At 59.3% G+C, this 17,980-nt stretch carries 14 protein-coding genes; 7 read left to right on the top strand and 7 right to left on the bottom strand.

Going from position 1 to position 17,980, the window contains the following annotated elements:
- Positions 1-424 precede the first annotated feature (424 nt).
- Entirely contained in the window at positions 425-3,292 is a 2,868-nt protein-coding gene (rapA, locus tag AACQ43_RS21090; RefSeq protein ID WP_168968610.1) for an RNA polymerase-associated protein RapA, read from the top strand.
- Between the two features lie 108 nt (positions 3,293-3,400).
- Positions 3,401-4,057: a bifunctional tRNA pseudouridine(32) synthase/23S rRNA pseudouridine(746) synthase RluA gene (gene rluA, locus AACQ43_RS21085; RefSeq protein WP_168968609.1), complete on the top strand. Its 657-nt coding sequence runs from the start codon at positions 3,401-3,403 to the stop codon at positions 4,055-4,057.
- A 73-nt stretch (positions 4,058-4,130) separates the two neighbouring features.
- Here the strand turns inward: rluA and AACQ43_RS21080 are convergent, their stop codons facing one another.
- The 5 genes from AACQ43_RS21080 to AACQ43_RS21060 form a co-directional block, all read right to left on the bottom strand.
- Positions 4,131-4,319 (bottom strand): hypothetical protein, encoded by a 189-nt coding sequence (locus AACQ43_RS21080; protein ID WP_073348952.1) that lies wholly within the window; start codon positions 4,317-4,319, stop codon positions 4,131-4,133.
- Between the two features lie 58 nt (positions 4,320-4,377).
- Positions 4,378-6,309 carry an EAL domain-containing protein gene (locus AACQ43_RS21075; protein WP_168968608.1) on the bottom strand — a complete coding sequence of 644 codons (1,932 nt, stop codon included), beginning with the start codon at positions 6,307-6,309 and terminating at the stop codon, positions 4,378-4,380.
- A gap of 23 nt (positions 6,310-6,332) precedes the next feature.
- Entirely contained in the window at positions 6,333-6,830 is a 498-nt protein-coding gene (locus AACQ43_RS21070; RefSeq protein ID WP_016349563.1) for a hypothetical protein, read from the bottom strand.
- Positions 6,831-6,925: 95 nt separating this feature from the next.
- Complete coding sequence (gene groL, locus AACQ43_RS21065; RefSeq protein ID WP_011704804.1) at positions 6,926-8,560, bottom strand: chaperonin GroEL; 1,635 nt, start codon at positions 8,558-8,560, stop codon at positions 6,926-6,928.
- Positions 8,561-8,601: 41 nt separating this feature from the next.
- Positions 8,602-8,895, bottom strand: a complete 294-nt coding sequence (locus tag AACQ43_RS21060; RefSeq protein WP_005309514.1) for a co-chaperone GroES — start codon at positions 8,893-8,895, stop codon at positions 8,602-8,604.
- 182 nt (positions 8,896-9,077) lie between these two features.
- On the opposite strand from AACQ43_RS21060, the gene AACQ43_RS21055 reads away from it, so the two are divergent.
- Positions 9,078-10,478 carry an MATE family efflux transporter gene (locus AACQ43_RS21055; protein WP_211162628.1) on the top strand — a complete coding sequence of 467 codons (1,401 nt, stop codon included), beginning with the start codon at positions 9,078-9,080 and terminating at the stop codon, positions 10,476-10,478.
- 25 nt (positions 10,479-10,503) lie between these two features.
- Here AACQ43_RS21055 and AACQ43_RS21050 read toward each other — a convergent pair whose 3' ends face one another.
- On the bottom strand, positions 10,504-10,980 hold the full coding sequence (locus AACQ43_RS21050; protein WP_168968606.1) for an FxsA family protein: 477 nt from the start codon (positions 10,978-10,980) through the stop codon (positions 10,504-10,506).
- A 449-nt stretch (positions 10,981-11,429) separates the two neighbouring features.
- On the opposite strand from AACQ43_RS21050, the gene aspA reads away from it, so the two are divergent.
- From aspA to AACQ43_RS21035, 3 genes are all read left to right on the top strand, one after another.
- Positions 11,430-12,872 carry an aspartate ammonia-lyase gene (aspA, locus tag AACQ43_RS21045; protein ID WP_016349560.1) on the top strand — a complete coding sequence of 481 codons (1,443 nt, stop codon included), beginning with the start codon at positions 11,430-11,432 and terminating at the stop codon, positions 12,870-12,872.
- Between the two features lie 127 nt (positions 12,873-12,999).
- On the top strand, positions 13,000-14,319 hold the full coding sequence (locus AACQ43_RS21040; protein ID WP_011704800.1) for an anaerobic C4-dicarboxylate transporter: 1,320 nt from the start codon (positions 13,000-13,002) through the stop codon (positions 14,317-14,319).
- Positions 14,320-14,519: 200 nt separating this feature from the next.
- The gene (locus tag AACQ43_RS21035; RefSeq protein ID WP_168968605.1) at positions 14,520-15,605 is read left to right on the top strand and encodes a porin; all 1,086 of its coding nucleotides are present in this window, start codon (positions 14,520-14,522) and stop codon (positions 15,603-15,605) included.
- Positions 15,606-15,669: 64 nt separating this feature from the next.
- On the opposite strand, the gene mdtH is transcribed toward AACQ43_RS21035, so the two are convergent.
- Entirely contained in the window at positions 15,670-16,863 is a 1,194-nt protein-coding gene (mdtH, locus tag AACQ43_RS21030; RefSeq protein WP_011704798.1) for a multidrug efflux MFS transporter MdtH, read from the bottom strand.
- Between the two features lie 208 nt (positions 16,864-17,071).
- Between mdtH and AACQ43_RS21025 the strand changes: the two genes are divergently transcribed.
- Entirely contained in the window at positions 17,072-17,971 is a 900-nt protein-coding gene (locus tag AACQ43_RS21025) for a LysR family transcriptional regulator (protein WP_024946193.1), read from the top strand.
- Positions 17,972-17,980: the final 9 nt, after the last annotated feature.

The raw sequence follows: 17,980 nt of genomic DNA, 5'->3' as shown, positions 1-17,980 counted from the left end.
CAAATTGTTAAAGAGCGACGCAGCTTTTGCTGCTGCGGGAGTGGCATTCTACTCAACCGCCTTCTCGAGTCAAGCCTTATTTACAAAGGCTTTTCGAGGTTACCGACCCGGTTGTTTGCGTTGCCGCTTGCCGTGTCGATGGAGGCGCATTATAGGGATCTGGATCACGCTTGCAAGAGGGTTTTCGAATTAAATTCGAGAAAACAGCTCAACCGCTTAACAATTACCCAGATGGATGACTTATTCAGCAATTCTGCCTCCATATAGCGACATCCCTCTATCTTTAGCCATAGGTGAGCACGTCGGTTCGCCCCACCCGATGAATGACGCCTGCCACCTCTATATCCATGGTGATCGAGCTCACGCCTTCGGGTAACATAGCGCCCCTTTGCGATTCACACACTCTTGGGCTTTGGAGAGTTTAATGCCTTTTGCACTTGGCCAGCGTTGGATTAGTGATACAGAGACGGATCTGGGGTTGGGGACTGTCGTTGCTGTTGAAGGACGCATGGTTACCCTGTTGTTTCCGGCTACCGGTGAAAACCGCATGTATGCCAAAGAAGAGGCGCCGGTGACCCGGGTCAGCTTCAATGTGGGCGATCAGATAGCCAGTCACGAAGACTGGACCATGACGGTCGAAGAAGTGCAGGAGAAAGACGGCCTGCTTATATATGTTGGTGTGCGCACCGACAATGATGAGCCCGTTGCCCTCAAGGAAGTGTTTCTCAACAACTTCATCAAGTTCAACAAGCCGCAGGATCGCCTGTTCGCCGGCCAGATTGACCGGATGTCCCGCTTTACCCTGCGCTACGAGGCGTTGATCAACCAGCACCAACGTCGTCGCAACCCGACTCGCGGCCTGGCCGGTGGCCGGGTCAGTCTGATCCCGCACCAGCTCTATATCGCCCATGAAGTGGGTCACCGTTACGCCCCGCGCGTATTGCTGGCCGATGAGGTGGGTCTGGGCAAGACCATCGAAGCGGGCATGATCATTCACCAGCAGCTGCTCTCCGGCCGCGCCCATCGGGTGCTGATCCTGCTGCCCGAGACGTTGCAGCACCAGTGGCTGGTCGAGATGCTGCGCCGCTTCAACCTGCACTTCTCCCTGTTTGACGAGGAGCGCTGCATCGAGGCGTTCGCCGATGCAGAGAACCCCTTCGAGACCGAACAGCTGGTGATCTGCAGCCTCGACTTCCTTCGCAAGAAGCGTCGTCGCTTCGAACAAGTGCTGGAAGCCGAGTGGGATCTTCTGGTTGTCGACGAAGCCCATCATCTGGAGTGGAGTGAGGAAGCACCAAGCCGCGCCTACGAAATGGTGGAAGCGCTGGCCGAACAGGTGCCAGGCGTGCTGCTGCTGACCGCCACCCCGGATCAGCTGGGCCACCAGAGCCACTTTGCCCGTCTGCGCCTGCTCGATCCCGAGCGTTTCTACGACTACGAGGCTTTCCTCGCCGAGGAGCAAGCCTATGGTCAGGTCGCCAGCGCGGCACAAGAGCTGCTGGATGGCGAGACCCTGAGCGATGAAGCTAAAAGAATCCTTGCCAGCCAGCTGGAAGGGCTGGACTTAAGCGATGCAACTGCCCGTCAGCAGGCGGTCGCCAAGCTGCTGGATCAGCATGGCACCGGCCGGGTGCTGTTCCGCAACAGCCGCGCCAATATTCAGGGCTTCCCTGAGCGCCACCTCAACGTCTACCCCATGCCGCTGCCGGAGCAGTACAAAACCGCCATCAAGGTGATGGGCATGATGGGCGGCAATGGCGGCGATCTGCAGACCCGTGCCCTGCGCTACCTCTATCCCGAGAAGATCTTCCAGCAGTTCGAAGGCGACAACGCTACCTGGACTCAGTTCGACCCGCGCGTCGAATGGTTGCTGGAGCTGCTGCTCTCAGCCCGTCAGCAGAAGGTGCTGGTGATCTGCTCCGAAGCAGCCACCGCCATCGCGCTGGAAGAGGCGCTGCGCACCCGTGAAGGGATCCGTGGCGCCGTGTTCCACGAAGGGATGTCTATCCTCGAGCGAGACAAGGCCTCCGCCTATTTCGCTCAAACTGAGGGGGGCGCTCAGGTGCTGCTCTGCTCCGAGATCGGCTCAGAGGGTCGCAACTTCCAGTTTGCCAGCCATCTGGTGCTGTTCGATCTGCCCCTCAACCCGGATCTGCTGGAACAGCGCATCGGTCGACTGGATCGTATCGGTCAGCAGAATATCGTCGAGATCCACGTGCCCTACCTGGAAGGGACTGCCCAGCGCGCCCTGCAGCTCTGGTATCACGATGGTCTGGATGCATTCGAGCAGACCTGCCCGACTGCCCGTCCGGTATTTGAAGCGGTGCGTGACGAGCTGTTCGAGCTGCTGGCCGCCAACACAGGCGATCAGGCCCCCCTCGACGCCCTGCTGGTCAAGACTCGCGAACTGCACGAGCCGCTCAAGGCCCGGCTGGAACAGGGTCGCGATCGCCTGCTGGAGATCCACTCCAGCGGTGGCGCCGCAGCCCAGCAGCTGGTCGACAAGCTGGCCGCCGAAGATGACGACACCGGCATGATCTCCTTCGCTCTCAAGATGTTCGACGAGATCGGCGTCAATCAGGATGACCGTGGTGAGAACGCGCTGGTGCTGACCCCGGGAGATCACATGCTGGTCTCCAGCTTCCCGGGCCTGCCGCAAGATGGCATGACCATCACCTTCGATCGCAACACAGCTCTGTCGCGGGATGACATGGCGCTGCTTTCCTGGGATCACCCCATGATGCGCGGCGGTATCGACCTGATCCTCGGCTCCGAGATTGGAGCGACCTCGGTCGCCCTGCTCAAGAACAAGGCGCTGCCCATCGGCTCCATCCTGCTTGAGCTGATCTTTGTCGCCGAGTCTGCAGCCCATCCCCAGCTCTATCGCTTCATGCCGCCAACGCCGATCCGTCTGCTGATGGACAAGAACGGCCAGAATCTGGGCGAAAAAGTGGCGTTCGATGCCTTCAACCGCCAGCTGACTCCGGTCAATCGCCACCTCGGCAGCAAGCTGGTCACCGCGTCCCAACCGGTGATCCACGGTCTGATTGGCAAGGGCCAGGCCATTGCCGAAGAGCTGAAAGGCGGGATTGTCGACAAGGCCCGCGCCCAGATGGCGCAGACTCTGCAACAGGATCTGGATCGACTGGAAGCGCTCAAGGCGGTCAACCCGAACGTGCGCGACAGCGAACTGGATTATCTGCGCAATCTGCAGGCAGAATTGCACCACCTGATCGATCAGACCCAACTTAAGCTGGATGCCATCCGCTTTATCGTGGTCACCCATAACTGACGCGATACTGAAGAGACATGACCGGCTCATGCTGGATGCCATGCCCTTTATGATTGTGGTTACTCATAACTGATGGGGGCTTGCCCCACCTTCTGATGCGAGACATTTATGTTTGAATACTCACCGCCTCTGGAACCCTGGCTCGATATCCTGTTCAAGGACAAGGACATCATGGTGGTCAATAAGCCCACTGGCCTGCTGAGCGTGCCCGGGCGCGGCCCCGAGAATGAAGACAGCGTCCTGCATCGGGTAAAGCAGCAGCACCCCAAGGCGGCGGCGGCTCACCGCCTCGACATGTCCACTACTGGCGTCATTGTCATTCCCCTCAATCCCAATTCCCATCGGGAGCTGAGTCGGCAATTTCGCGAGCGGGAGACTGAGAAGCACTACCTCGCCTGGGTGTGGGGCGAGCCGGAGGCAGAGTCCGGTCAGGTCGACTTGCCGCTCTGCGTCGACTGGCCCAACCGGCCGAAACAGAAGGTTGACCACGAGGAGGGACGTCATGCTCTGACCCTGTGGGAAACATTGAAGGTAGAGAATGGCAACAGCCTGATCAAGCTGACCCCCATCACTGGTCGCTCGCACCAGCTGCGCGTCCATATGCTGGAACTGGGGCACCCGATTCTGGGTGACAACCTCTATGCCCATCCGGATGCACTGGCGGCAGCCCCCCATCTCTACCTGCATGCGGCCAGCCTGACCATCAGCCACCCCCGCAGTGGCGAGCGGATGACCTTCGAGGCGCCAGCCCCTTTTCCGGTCTGAGCCAAGATAGACATCGCGATATCGCAGACATAAAAAAGCCCCCATCGACTGGATGGGGGCTTTTTCGTTAGGGTCAGACGCGAATATCGATGTTACTTCCCAGAGAAGCGTTGGCCGATGTCGGTGCAACCGGTGCTGATTGAGCTGCTGTTTGCAGCAGTTTCAATGCAGATTCACCTTCTTGGGTCTGTTGTTTCTTGGCCAGGCTGGCCGTCATCAATGCAGAACCAAATGACGCAGATGCAGAACTAGATATATCCATGGTGTACCTCCTGCTTTAAGACTATCGGCCATCTTGGGCCAAGCATGAGCCATTTTGGCTAAATTAAATACGCCTTGTCGGGTTGACGCCGCTCCAGCCACTCCTCTTCCATCTCCAGCAGGGTTTGATAAACCTTCTCCGCCTGTTCTGGACGGCTGAACAGATAGCCCTGGCCATAGAGATGAATATCAGTGAGAGTGCGCAACACGTCGAGCTGAGCCTGAGTTTCTATCCCTTCACACACCAGACTCTTGCCCAGCATGGAACCCATCCGGCAGATGTTGGCGACCAGCTCGGATGCCTCGATGGACGTATCGATCCCTTGGATGAAGGAACGATCTATCTTCACCTTGCTGACCGGCAGCTTCTGCAGATAGCTGAGCGAGGAGTAACCGGTGCCAAAGTCATCCAGTGCCAGTTGTACCCCCTGCTGATTGAGGTCCTGCATCAGTTGCAGGGAGTTTTTCACCTCGCGCATGGTCGTGTCTTCCGTCACCTCCAGCACCAGACTGGCGGCCGGGATATGGTGATCCATCAAGGCCTTGGCAACCAGCTTCAAGAGATTGCGCTGATACATGCCGGGCGAGATATTCACGCACATCTGCAAATCAACCAAACCCAGTTGCTGCCACTGATAGAGCTGCTCGCAAGCTGTGTTCAATACCCAGCTGCCCAGCTTCTCGGCCAGCTGGAACTCCTCGGCAACCTGGATCACCTCGTTGGGAGGAATGAAACCCAACTCAGGGTGACGCCAGCGCAGCAAGGCTTCCACCGCCTCGCAGCGGCCACTCTCGAGGTTGACGATGGGTTGGTAATAGAGCTCGAGTGCATTGTGCTCGAGCGCCATGATCATGTCGCTTGCCAAATGCTTGCGGCGCGCCGTTTCATTGAGCAACGAGTTGTCATAGATGACGTATGGCACATGAGTCTTGCGGCTGTGAAACAAGGCCTGCTCGGCCCGGCTGAGCAGCTCCTGAGTCTCCTTGCTGTCCATCGGGAAGAAGGCGATACCGATGCCCACCTCCAGGCGGAACGGGTAGTTGTCGATGATGATGTCCTGCTTGAGCGCATGCAGCAGGCGGGCCACCAGCTCCCTCACCTGGCGCAGGTCACTGCTTTCACGCTGGATCATGGCAAACTGCTCGCCGCCCAGCCGGGCCACCCACTCACCGTTTTCACACAAATTGCGCATTCGCTTTGCCAGCTCCTGCAGCAGGAAGTCACCGGTGTTGTAGCCGAACTTGCTGTTGATGTCGCGAAAATCGTTGATGTCCACCAGCACCAGACCAAACGGCGTCTCCTTGGTCGCGTAGGACTCCATCTTCTCCAGCAAGGCCAGCCGGTTCGAGAGCCCTGTCAGGGTGTCAACCCGTGCCGCTCTGAAATGGCGGCGGGCCTCGCGGATCAGCAGAGCACTCAGCAGCATCACCGATAGCACCAGCCCAGACACCATGAACAGCAGGGCGTTGCGCAGCTGGCCAAAGCGTTTGTCATTACCTGAATAGACGTTGATGTTCTTCTGCATCACGGAGGCGAGAGAATAGGATAGTGGTTCCTGCAGAGGAACCAGTCGCATCAATATCTGCTGATAATCGGGTGTTCCCACCTTCAGATTGGTGATATTGGGCTCCATCTCACGAATGTTGCTTTCGATCAACTGCACCAGCCGCAGGGTCTTCTGCTTGTCTTTCATGCTCTGACGCAGCTGACCACTGAGCAGGATGGGGGTCCGGCTCCACAGGATGTCGTAGCGCAGCATCAGGGTATCGTGATCGATGCCGCCATAATGGTAGATCTCGACTGAGTTGAGAAAACGCCCCAACTCCAGTTGCAACTGCATCAGGGCCCAGGAGACGTCATAGGTATACCTCTCCATCACTCGGGTCGCATTCTGTATCTGCGCGAGGCAATAGAGAGTGCTTCCCGTAAACAACAGGATGGATAGGTAAAGAACGATGAGTAAAGGCCACGCCTTGGTCTTTGCTTTCACTCGTACTCCCGCAAGCCACTACATCAATGCTGAATATCAATGGCGTTGAGCTGCCAAATCATCATGTCGGTAAACTCCGAGCGTTTCAGCTCGGGATACTGATCCAGCGGTAGGATAAACCAAAGCGGTCCCTTATTCCGTACCCGCATGGTGACCCCGTCATCTTGCCAAGCCAGAATCGGGTCGTATTGCCTGACCTTATCCCAGTTGATCCTGATCTGAAAACTGTTCAAGGCCGTCAAGGTGATCGCCTTGCCATCCGCACCGACGGCAGCCAAGACATCGGCCAGCTTGGGCCCCACATATTTATGTGGTTTGTCGACCCAGGGATTACTGGTCACAATCTCATGCTGCGGCAGGGCCTTGAGCATGGCAAGATCGAAGGAGACCACCCCTTCCGTCGCTTCGGCCGGCAGCACATTGCCGGTCACCTTCAAAATGACGGGTCCCTGTGGCGCCTCAAGTGCCATCACCGGCATGGCCAGAGAAAACAGTAATGGAATCAAACCCAGTACGCGCATACTCACCTCTGATTAAATCACTGACAATAGACTCAGTTTAGTCGCCATAAAAAAAACGGCCCGCAAAAGCGAGCCGTTTGGTAACCAGGGCTGGATTACATCATACCCATGCCGCCCATGCCGCCCATATCCGGCATGGCAGGGGCATCTTTCTTCGGCAGCTCGGAGATCATGCACTCGGTGGTGATCATCAGACCAGCGATGGAAGAGGCGAACTGCAGAGCAGAACGGGTCACCTTGGTCGGATCCAGGATACCCATGGCCAGCATGTCACCGTACTGTTCGGTGTAGGCGTTGTAACCGAAGTTACCTTCACCATTCTTCACCGCGTTGGCGATGACGGAGGCCTCTTCACCGGCGTTGATGACGATCTGGCGCAGCGGAGCTTCCATGGCGCGCAGAGCGACCTTGATACCCACGTTCTGATCTTCGTTGTCGCCACGCAGGCCAGCCAGTTTGGCAGCCACACGAACCAGCGCAACACCACCACCGGCAACCACACCCTCTTCTACTGCGGCGCGAGTCGCGTGCAGGGCGTCGTCAACCCGGGCTTTCTTCTCTTTCATCTCGACTTCGGTGGCAGCGCCAACCTTGATCACCGCAACACCGCCAGCCAGTTTGGCTACGCGCTCTTGCAGTTTCTCGCGGTCGTAATCAGAAGAGGTCTCTTCGATCTGCTGACGGATCTGGGCCACACGGCTCTCGATCAGGGATGCATCACCCACGCCATCGATGATGGTGGTGTTCTCTTTGGTGATGACGATGCGCTTGGCACGGCCCAGGTCTTCCAGGGTCGCTTTTTCCAGCTCCATACCCACTTCTTCGGAGATCACGGTACCACCGGTCAGGATGGCGATATCCTGCAGCATGGCCTTGCGACGGTCACCGAAGCCAGGCGCCTTGACGGCAGCAACTTTTACGATGCCACGCATGGTGTTGACCACCAAGGTCGCCAGCGCTTCGCCTTCTACATCTTCGGCTACGATGATCAGCGGTTTGCCTGCTTTGGCTACGCCTTCCAGCACCGGCAGCATTTCACGGATGTTGGAGACTTTCTTGTCAACCAGCAGGATGAAGGGATCGTCCAGCTCAACAGCACCGGTTTCCGGCTTGTTGACGAAGTACGGGGAGAGGTAGCCACGGTCGAACTGCATGCCTTCTACCACGGCCAGCTCGTCGTCCAGACCCTGGCCGTCTTCAACGGTGATGACGCCGTCACGACCTACTTTATCCATGGCTTCGGCAATCAGCTTGCCGACTTTCTCGTCGGAGTTGGCGGAGATGGTGCCGACCTGAGCGATGGCATTGTTGTCGGCACACGGCTGGGACAGCGCTTGCAGCTCGGCAACGGCGGCTACTACGGCCTTGTCGATACCACGCTTCAGATCCATCGGGTTCATGCCGGCGGCAACGGCCTTCAGGCCTTCGTTGACGATGGCTTGAGCCAGTACGGTAGCGGTAGTGGTACCGTCACCGGCGGCGTCATTGGCCTTGGAAGCAACTTCCTTGACCATCTGGGCGCCCATGTTCATGAACTTGTCTTCCAGCTCGATTTCACGGGCAACGGAGACGCCGTCCTTGGTGATGGTCGGTGCGCCGAAGGACTTGTCCAGTACCACGTTGCGGCCTTTCGGGCCCAGGGTCACCTTGACGGCATCGGCCAGGATGTTTACGCCTTCCAGCATCTTGCTGCGTGCTTCGTTGCCAAACTTGACTTCTTTAGCTGCCATTTCTTCAATCCTTCAATCAATTCGCAGGGGGAAAGGGTGGATTACTCTTCGACAATCGCCAGGATGTCGGTTTCAGACAGGATCAGTACGTCCTGACCATCCAGCTTCTCGGTCTTCACACCGTAGCCTTCGTTGAAGATCACCTTGTCACCAACCTTGACGGCGAGGGCTTTGACATCGCCATTATCCAGAATTCGGCCAGTCCCCACGGCAAGAACTTCACCACGGGTGGACTTCTGGGCCGCAGTACCAGTCAAGACAATGCCGCCAGCGGATTTGGCTTCAGCTTCGATGCGCTTGATGATGACGCGGTCGTGCAGTGGACGAATTTTCATCGATAACTCTCCCAAAATGAGTCTCTGTGTTGCTTTGAGGAATGGCCATTCCTGGCCAAATTAGATATGTCTCCGATGTGGGGCACGTTTGTTAACCCTTCAAGGGCAAATACAAAAAAAATATTTTCACGTACTATGAACGTCTTCGATGGATCTCCCGAAGTCCCGGTCAGGAAACCGGTTTGTGCTGCCCGCAGCCAGAACTCCGCCAGACGTACAGAGACGAGCCCGTGACCCGACCCAATTCCCTGCTGACCGCCCCCATGACGTCCGTATTGCTGCGCATGACGGGTCCGATGATCCTCGGCATCGTCGCCATTCTCGCCTTCAACTTGGTCGACACCTTCTTCATCGGCATGCTGGGCACCCAGGCGCTGGCCGCCATCAGCTTCACCTTTCCGGTGACCTTCGTGGTCACCTCGCTGGCGATGGGGCTGGGGGCCGGCCTCTCTGCGGTGATGGGTCATGCGCTCGGCCAGGGCAAGCATGATGAAGCCGCCCGCATCACCACCGACAACCTGTTTCTGGCCGTGCTGCTGGTCGCCCTCATCGCCCTCGCGGGGGCGCTGACCATACACCCGCTGTTCCGGTTGCTCGGCGCCAGCGACGAGCTGATCGCCCTCATCTACGACTACATGCTGATCTGGTATCTGACCGTCCCCATGCTGGTGCTGCCGATGGTGGGCAATGCCGCCATCCGGGCCACCGGCGATACCAAGACCCCCAGCCTGGTGATGACGGTGGCCGGGCTGGTCAACGGGGTGCTGGATCCCCTGCTCATCTTCGGCATAGGCCCCTTCCCCGCATGGGGGATCCGCGGCGCCGCCATCGCCACCTCACTCTCCTGGCTGATGGCCATGCTGGTCAGCCTCTATATATTGCGCCACCGGGAAGGACTGCTACGCTGGCGCCTCTCCCCGCGCCCACAGTTGCTGGCCCACTGGCGCGCCTTGCTGCACGTGGCGGTGCCCGCCTCCTTCACCAACATGCTCAACCCGCTGGCCAACGCCGTGCTGATGACCATCTTCGCCGGACTGGGGACGGAAGTGGTGGCGGCCTACGGCGCCGCATCGAGAGTGGAGGCCCTGCTGCTTATCGTGATGATGGCGCTCTCCTCCGTGCTGGCCCCCTTCATCTCGCAGAATTGCGGGGCAGGCAACCCGGCCCGTGCCAAGGCAGCGCTGCAGTTTTGCATGCGCTTCGCCCTGCTGTTCCAGCTGGCGGTATACGCACTGACCTGGCTGCAGGCTCCCTTCATCGCCGAGCTGTTCAGCGATCATCCACAGGTGGTGCGCCTCATCGTGCTCTATCTGCACCTGGTGCCCATCGGTTACGGCTTTCAGGGCATGGTGATGCTGCTTGCGTCCGCCTTGAATGGCGTGAGGGCTTCCAGCGTCTCCTTCCTGTTCAACGGGTTGCGGCTGTTTGTCTTCTTGCTGCCAGGGGCCTGGCTGGGGGCGAAACTGGGAGGGGAGCAAGGGATCTATCTGGGAATTCTCGTGGCCAATCTGGCGGCGGGCACCCTGGCCTGGTGGTATGCCCGCCACCGCTTCGAGCGGCTGTGCCATCAGGGCAGGCCCTGATGGCACAGGAAAGTAAGCGCAGCAGTTACTCCTTGCGCTCGAACTCCCCTTCGATGGTGGTGCCGCTGCGCGGAGCTTGACCCGCCTGGTCATTGCCCGGCACCTCGTCGAACGGCTGCTGGCGGGCCTGAAAACCGCCCATCTGCATCTTGAACTGGTTGCTGCCGATCAGCTTGTCGGCCAGCTTGTTGCGCAGCCAGGGCTGCAGCAGCAGGATGCCAAAGAAGTCGGTCACGAAACCCGGGATGATCAGCAGCAGACCGGCCAGCGCCAACATCATGCCCCCCATCACCTCACGTCCCGGCATCTCCCCCTGCTGCATCTTCTGCTGCGCGTTGAACAGGGTCTTGATCCCTTCGCTGCGCACCAGCGAGGAGCCCAGCACCGCCGTCAGAATGAGCAAGCCGACGGTCGGCAAGGCACCGATCACGGAGCCGACTTCGATCATCACGGTGAGCTCAAGCACCACCAGACCGACCAACAATAGAAACAACTTGCCCATAACAACCTCAGTGCGGATGAATGTAAATGAACCGCTGGCGACGTGCGACAACGGCTGATGCCGTTGCCAACCCACCATGGCATCGGTTCCTGTTGATTAAAATGGGGCGTGACGCGCATTTTTCAAGTCCACAGGGTGACGAGGAGCCGGATCCACAGAAAAACCGGTCTGCCAGACTGTGATTGAAGTCATTGTTCTGTCAAAGTAAATCGGTTGATTGCAATATCTGTTTAATGACCACAAGTTATTTGAGGTTGTCTCAAATTTAGTGATCCAGGTCTAATATCAGATACCTCAATTGGGGTAATATCGACGCCAGTAATTAAGGGAGCAAAAAAGCTCCCAACCGCCCCACTCGATGTGTGGTGCTTCAGGATGAACCGTGCGTAAGGAACTCGCGACCACTCGGTGAGGATCGTTTCCATTTATCTGATTTCTGAGGCATTACAATGAGCGACATCAAGAACGTCCGCATTGAAGAAGACCTGCTGGGCACCAAAGAAGTTTCCAACGATCTCTACTACGGTGTGCATACCCTGCGCGCCGTTGAGAACTTCAAGATCAGCACTCAGAAGATTTCTGACGTTCCGGAATTCGTCCGCGGCATGGTACTGACCAAGAAGGCCGCCGCCCTGGCGAACGGCGAACTGGGTACCATCCGTCCTGAAATTGCTGACAAGATCGTAGAAGCCTGCGACCTGATGCTGAACACCGGCAAATGCTTCGACCAGTTCCCGGTCGACGTTTACCAGGGTGGTGCCGGCACCTCCGTCAACATGAACACCAACGAAGTACTGGCCAACATCGCCCTCGAAATCATGGGTCTGGCCAAGGGCCGCTACGACGTCATCAACCCCAATGACCACGTCAACAAGTGCCAGTCCACCAACGATGCCTACCCCACCGGTTTCCGCGTGGCCGTGGTCAACAGCACCGACACCACTCTGCACGCACTGGAAGCACTGATCGCCGCCTTCGATGCCAAGGCCGCAGAGTTCAAGGGCATCCTGAAGATGGGTCGTACCCAGCTGCAAGATGCGGTGCCGATGACCCTGGGTCAGGAGTTCCACGCCTTCGCCGTCACCCTGCGCGAAGAGATCAAGTCCATCAAGCGTTGCCAAGAGCTGCTGCTGGAAGTGAACCTGGGCGCCACCGCCATCGGTACCGGCCTGAACACCCCGCCCGAGTACTCCGCCCTGGCCATCAAGCGCCTGGCCGAGATCACCGGTCGTGCCTATGTCCCGGCTGAAGATCTGATCGAAGCGACCTCCGACTGCGGTGCCTACGTGATGCTGCACGGCGCCATCAAGCGTCTGGCCATGAAAATGTCCAAGATCTGTAACGATCTGCGTCTGCTCTCCTCCGGCCCGCGTACCGCTCTTAAAGAGATCAACCTGCCGGAAATGCAGGCGGGTTCTTCCATCATGCCGGCCAAGGTCAATCCGGTCATTCCGGAAGTGGTCAACCAGTCCTGCTTCAAGGTTTTTGGCAACGACGTCACCATCACCTTCGCCGCCGAAGCCGGTCAGCTGCAGCTGAACGTCATGGAGCCGGTGATCGGTCAGGCGATGTTCGAATCCCTGAGCCTGATGGAAAAAGCCTGTATCTCCCTGCGCGAGAAGTGCGTGGAAGGCATCACCGCCAACCCGGAAATCTGCATGAACCACGTGCTGAACTCCATCGGCATCGTGACCTACCTGAACCCCTTCATCGGCCACCACGAAGGCGACATTGTCGGCAAGATCTGTGCCCAGACCGGCAAGAACGTCCGTGAAGTCGTGCTGGAGCGCGGCCTGCTGACCGCCGAGCAGCTGGATGAAATTCTCTCCATCGAGAACCTGATGAACCCGCAATACAAAGCCAAGCGTTATACCCGCGAAGCCACCGTATAAGCGAGCAAATGGGCCGGGTTTATCCCGGCCCATAAAGTCAGTTCCCGATAGGTCTTGCCCAGCCCCATCGGGAATTGGCTTTTCTGCCAAATAAAACCTAAAAAAACTGGAAAATGGAGTGTTCGCTATGATTGGAATCGAGTTACTTGTCGTGCTCGCCGCTATCTATCTGGGGGCCCGGATAGGCAGCATCGGCATCGGCTTTGCCGGTGGTTTGGGGGTACTGGTACTGACCTGGGGTCTGGGGATGCCAATTCCCAGCGACCAGCTGGTCACCTACATCCCCTGGGACGTGATCATGATCATCGCGTCCGTCATCTGTGCCATTGCCTGTATGCAACTGGCCGGTGGCATGGACTATCTGGTCTCCCTGGCCGAGAAAGCCCTGCGCAAGAACCCCAAATACATCACCTTCGCCGCCCCGGTCGTCACCTATCTGATGACCATGCTGGCCGGTACCGGTCACACTGCGTTCTCCACCCTGCCGGTGATCGCCGAAGTGGCCAAGGAACAGGGGATTCGCCCATCCCGTCCGCTCTCCATCGCCGTCATCGCCTCCCAGATCGCCATCACCGCCTCGCCCATCTCTGCGGCCGTGGTTGCCTTCTCCGGCATGCTTGAGCCGTTTGGCGTGGATTACCTGACTCTGCTGGCCATCTGCATCCCCTCCACCTTCATCGCCTGCATCCTCGGCGCCTTCGTCGCCAACATGCTGGGCAAGCCGCTCGATCAGGACGAAGTCTATCTGGAGCGCAAGGCCAAGGGGCTGATCAAGCTGCGCGGCACCACCAAGCTGGAGCTCAAGCCTTACGCCAAGGTGTCAGTCTGGATCTTCATCGCCGCCATCGTGGCCGTGATGGCCTACGCCACCGCCATCTCCGGTAAAGTGGGCCTGATCGCCAACCCGCCGATCCCCCGTGATGGCGCCATCATGGGCATCATGCTGGCCGCGGCCACCATCATGACCCTGGTCTGCAAGCTGGACGCCACCCAGGTCACCAACATGCCGACCTTCAAGTCCGGCATGTCCGCCTGTATCTGCGTACTGGGCGTGGCCTGGCTGGGCAACGTCTTCGTGAAAGGCAACATGGACACCATCCAGCTGATCGCCGGCGACCTGCTCAACCAGTACTCCTGGCTGCTGGCCGTGGTGCTGTTCTTCGCCGCCATGCTGCTCTACTCACAAGGCGCCACCACCAAGGCCCTGATGCCGGCCGCCCTGGCACTGGGTGTCAGCCCGCTGACCGCCATCGCCTCCTTCGCTGCCGTGAGCGCCCTGTTCGTGCTGCCGACCTACCCGACCCTGCTGGCCGCGGTCGAAATGGATGACACCGGCTCCACCCGTATCGGCAAGGCGGTATTTAATCACCCCTTCTTCGTACCGGGTGTTGCCACCATCGCCATCGCCGTGGCGCTGGGCTTCTTCTTCGGTGGCATGATGCTCTAACCAGCATTTAATTCCACAAACACGCAAACGGCCCTGTTCGGGCCGTTTTTTATGCCTGCTTTTCAGGTCAAACCATTAATTAATCCTTGTACGCTTCAGTTTCTATCAAGGTTCGCAGATCTACTCTGGGGCATCGGAACAGAAACCGATCAACAGGGCCGAGCACAGGTCCGACAGTGTTTACACCAGAGGAACGAACAATGAAAAAGACAGCATTGACCATGGCCATCTCCAGCGTGCTGCTGGCCGGTGGTGCGCAAGCCGCTACCGTCTACAACCAGAACGACACCAAACTCGACATCGGTGGTCGCGCTCAAGGCATGTACTACGGCACTGATAACAACGATTCTGAAGGTGACCAAAGCTACCTGCGTCTGCACGTTGCTGGCGAAACCAAGATCGACAACGAGCTGACCGCGTTCGGCTTCGCTGAATACAACCTGCCGGTCTCCGGCTCCGACAATGACGAACTGCGCTATGCCTACGCCGGCATCAAACACGATCGTTTCGGTGCCTTCAGCTACGGTCGCCAGGATGGTCTGTTCACCAAAGCAGTGAACAACTACACCGACGTGCTGCCAGAGTGGGGTGGTGACGGTCTGGGCAAGGACACCGAAGTGTTCGGTACCGGTCGTACCAACGGCCTGGCCCAGTACATCTACACCTATCAGGGCCTGACCCTGGGTGCCCAGTTCACCGGCAACAACGATCCGCAGAACGCAGATCGCTCCAACCTGACTGCCACCAACGGTACCTGGAATCCGAAGGGCTCCGCCGAAGGCTTCGCCGTGTCTGCCAACTATGACTTCGACATGGGCCTGAGCCTGGGTACCGCCTACAACCAGGCTGGCAAGACCGACGAGCAGGCCGCCAACGCCGCCTTCGGCGGTGACCGCGACGCCAAGCTGTACGGTGTCGGTGCCAAGTACGCTGTCGGCGACCTCTACCTGGCAGCCACCTACTCCCACGGTGAAGACCACCTGTTCGTCAACAACGGCTACGCCGAGAAGATGGATGGCTACGAAGCCGTCGCCCAGTACGCCTTCGGCAAGTTCAAGCCGTCCCTGGCCTACCTGCGTACCGACGTGAAGGACAGCGCTCGCGGCATCGATGACACCGCCACCGAGTACGTCTCCATCGGTGCCTGGTACAACTTCACCGACAACTTCAACGCCTACGTTGATTACAAGATCAACCTGCTGGACAACGTCAACGGTACCCACACCAACTCGCTGGGCAAGAACACCGACGACGTGGTCGCCGTGGCCCTGCAGTACAACTTCTAAGTCTTCCCTGAATTGCCTACTGTATTTTTTACCGGCCGCCCAGCGGCCGGTTTTTTATTGCCCGTCAGATGTTGACCCGCGCCAGACTCGGCTCGCGGTGAAAACAGTTCACCAGCAGCAACAAGGTCGTCACCCCGACCGTGCCCAGCACCAGCCAGGGTAACCAGGGCTGACCCTGCAGCATAGCATAGTCATGCAGCGCACCGCCTCCCACGTAACCCGTCATGCCCCCCAGCGCCAGCCCCAGCCGGCTGAAGCCCATGTAACTGCCGCGCGCCCCCGGCTGTGCGAGCTTGGTCATCAGCGTCTCCCGCGCCGGTTCGGCGATGACGATCCCCAGATAGAAGCAGGCCAGCAGCATGAATACCGCAGGCAGGGTGTTGGCAAAGGCCACCAGCCCGATGCCGGTGGTCATCAGCAGCACCCCCGCCATCAGGCGGCTCTCCAGCTTGAAGTGGCGCTCGCCATAGCGCGCCAGCGGATAGAGCAGCGCCAGCGAGATGGCGGTCTCCAGGGTATACATCCAGCCCACCGCCGTGGTGGTGCCCGCCATCTGCTTGACCAGGATGGGGAAGATCAGCATCACCTGTACCCAGAGCGCGTAGTAGCCGCTCAGGATCAGCACCAGCCGGCAGAACGCCTTGTCCGCCAGCACCTGGCCGAGGCCGGCGCGGATTGGGGTTGGCCGCACCGAGAGCTTGTAGGCAGGCAGGATCAGCAGGTTGCACAGGGCGGCGCAGACAAACAGGCCGGCCCCCAGCAGGCAGACATACTCGAAATCGAAGTTGAGCAGCCAGCTGCCGAGCAGGGCCCCCACCACGGCACCGGCGCTCTCCAGCATCATCAGCAACGAGATGTAACGCCCACGCTGACGGGGCCGGGTGAATTTGATCACCAGCGCGGCGCGGGGCGGATCGAACAGACAGCCTCCCAGCCCCGAGATGACGCAGGAGAGGATCAGCTCCAGCCCGCTCTGGGCATAGGCCAGGCTGGCAAATCCCGCCGCCCGCAGCAGCATGCCGCCCACGATGAGCGGCCGCGCGCCGAACTTGTCCGCCAGCGAACCGCCCAGAATGCCCAGCCCCTGCTGGGTCAGCTGGCGCAATCCCAGCGCCAGCCCGACCACCCCGGCCGCCCAGCCGAGCTGATCCACGAAGCGCAGGCTGATCATGGGCATCACCACGAAGAACCCCAGGATCACCAACAGGGAATCCAACGCCAAAAACCACCGCCCCAACCGCCTCGCCCGCTCCACCATGACTACCCGTCCCCTGCTTTTCTGATGACATGCCGATTAATTCGTCTCATCGCCCGAATGACGCCGTCACCAAACGGGCTCAAGGTGCAACAAGCCCCTGAACCGATATGGCAATATGCCAAAGCACAACGATTGATACTGCTATTCTGGAAGGACGCCAGATATAGTGGTAGCCGACAACTGGCTATATTTTATATTGGATTATGTTATGGCTATGACCCTCGACGATCTGCAATTGCTGCTGGATGTGGTCAATCGCGGCAGCTTCAGCAAGGCGGCCGCCGTGCGCGGCTGGTCACAACCCATGGTGAGCCAGCGGATCGCCGTGCTGGAACAGGATCTGGGCCAACCCCTGTTTCGCCGACATCGGCGCGGTGCCACCCCCACCCCGGCCTGCGAGCAGTTTCTGCCGGCCGCGAGTGCGGCACTGAGCGCGCTGGAAGGGGGTCGCCTGGCGATGCAGGGAGCGCCGGCGCTACCTCGCATCCGGCTCGCCTGCCTGCCCTCCCTGACGACCGTGGTATTCGGCCCCCTGCTGCTGGCACTGGTCGACGAGACCTTCGAGATCCGCTGCAACACGGATCACTCCGGCATCATCATGCAGGAGCTGCTGACCGGCGAGACCGACGTCGGCTTCATCCTCAAGTGTCCGGCCATCGCCGGCATCCAGCTCGAGCTGCTCTATCGCTCCCCCATCATCGCGGTGGCCTGCGCCACCCATCCGCTGGCCGGGCGGCAGGGCCTGACCCTGCAAGACATCGCCAACGAGCGGCTGGCCCCCCAGCAGTGGGGCACCGGCTGCGACGAGCTGATCCTGCAGTTGCGCCTGCTGCGCCAGGTGGCGAGCCCGCTGCACGCCATCCAGCCCGCCAGCGCGGCGCGGGAGCTGGCGCTGGAGCACGGCTTCATCACCCTGATGCCGGCGCTCGCCATCGCCCGGGATCTGGAGTTCGGCCGGCTGGTACAGCTGGACGTGGTGGATCTGCCGCCGGATCACTGGGATGTGATGATGGCCTGGCGCAGCGGCAAACGGCCCAATCCCGCCAAGGAGCGGGTGCTGGAAGCCGCCCGTACCCTGGCCCGGCGCTGGGCGGGCAAATCCGCATAAAAAAAGCGC

This window comes from Aeromonas sp. DNRA1 (assembly GCF_963888745.1).
Classification (GTDB): Bacteria; Pseudomonadota; Gammaproteobacteria; order Enterobacterales; family Aeromonadaceae; genus Aeromonas; species Aeromonas hydrophila.
Note: the sequence above shows the minus strand (reverse complement) of the source record. Positions and strands in the feature narration are given on the sequence as shown.

What these genes read in the sequence shown, in the direction of transcription:
- rapA (WP_168968610.1), top strand. Translation starts at nt 425, where the DNA reads ATGCCTTTTGCACTTGGCCAGCGTTGGATTAGTGATACAGAGACGGAT.
- rluA (WP_168968609.1), top strand. Translation starts at nt 3,401, where the DNA reads ATGTTTGAATACTCACCGCCTCTGGAACCCTGGCTCGATATCCTGTTC.
- AACQ43_RS21080 (WP_073348952.1), bottom strand. Translation starts at nt 4,319, where the DNA reads ATGGATATATCTAGTTCTGCATCTGCGTCATTTGGTTCTGCATTGATG.
- AACQ43_RS21070 (WP_016349563.1), bottom strand. Translation starts at nt 6,830, where the DNA reads ATGCGCGTACTGGGTTTGATTCCATTACTGTTTTCTCTGGCCATGCCG.
- groL (WP_011704804.1), bottom strand. Translation starts at nt 8,560, where the DNA reads ATGGCAGCTAAAGAAGTCAAGTTTGGCAACGAAGCACGCAGCAAGATG.
- AACQ43_RS21060 (WP_005309514.1), bottom strand. Translation starts at nt 8,895, where the DNA reads ATGAAAATTCGTCCACTGCACGACCGCGTCATCATCAAGCGCATCGAA.
- AACQ43_RS21050 (WP_168968606.1), bottom strand. Translation starts at nt 10,980, where the DNA reads ATGGGCAAGTTGTTTCTATTGTTGGTCGGTCTGGTGGTGCTTGAGCTC.
- aspA (WP_016349560.1), top strand. Translation starts at nt 11,430, where the DNA reads ATGAGCGACATCAAGAACGTCCGCATTGAAGAAGACCTGCTGGGCACC.
- AACQ43_RS21040 (WP_011704800.1), top strand. Translation starts at nt 13,000, where the DNA reads ATGATTGGAATCGAGTTACTTGTCGTGCTCGCCGCTATCTATCTGGGG.
- AACQ43_RS21035 (WP_168968605.1), top strand. Translation starts at nt 14,520, where the DNA reads ATGAAAAAGACAGCATTGACCATGGCCATCTCCAGCGTGCTGCTGGCC.
- mdtH (WP_011704798.1), bottom strand. Translation starts at nt 16,863, where the DNA reads ATGGTGGAGCGGGCGAGGCGGTTGGGGCGGTGGTTTTTGGCGTTGGAT.
- AACQ43_RS21025 (WP_024946193.1), top strand. Translation starts at nt 17,072, where the DNA reads ATGGCTATGACCCTCGACGATCTGCAATTGCTGCTGGATGTGGTCAAT.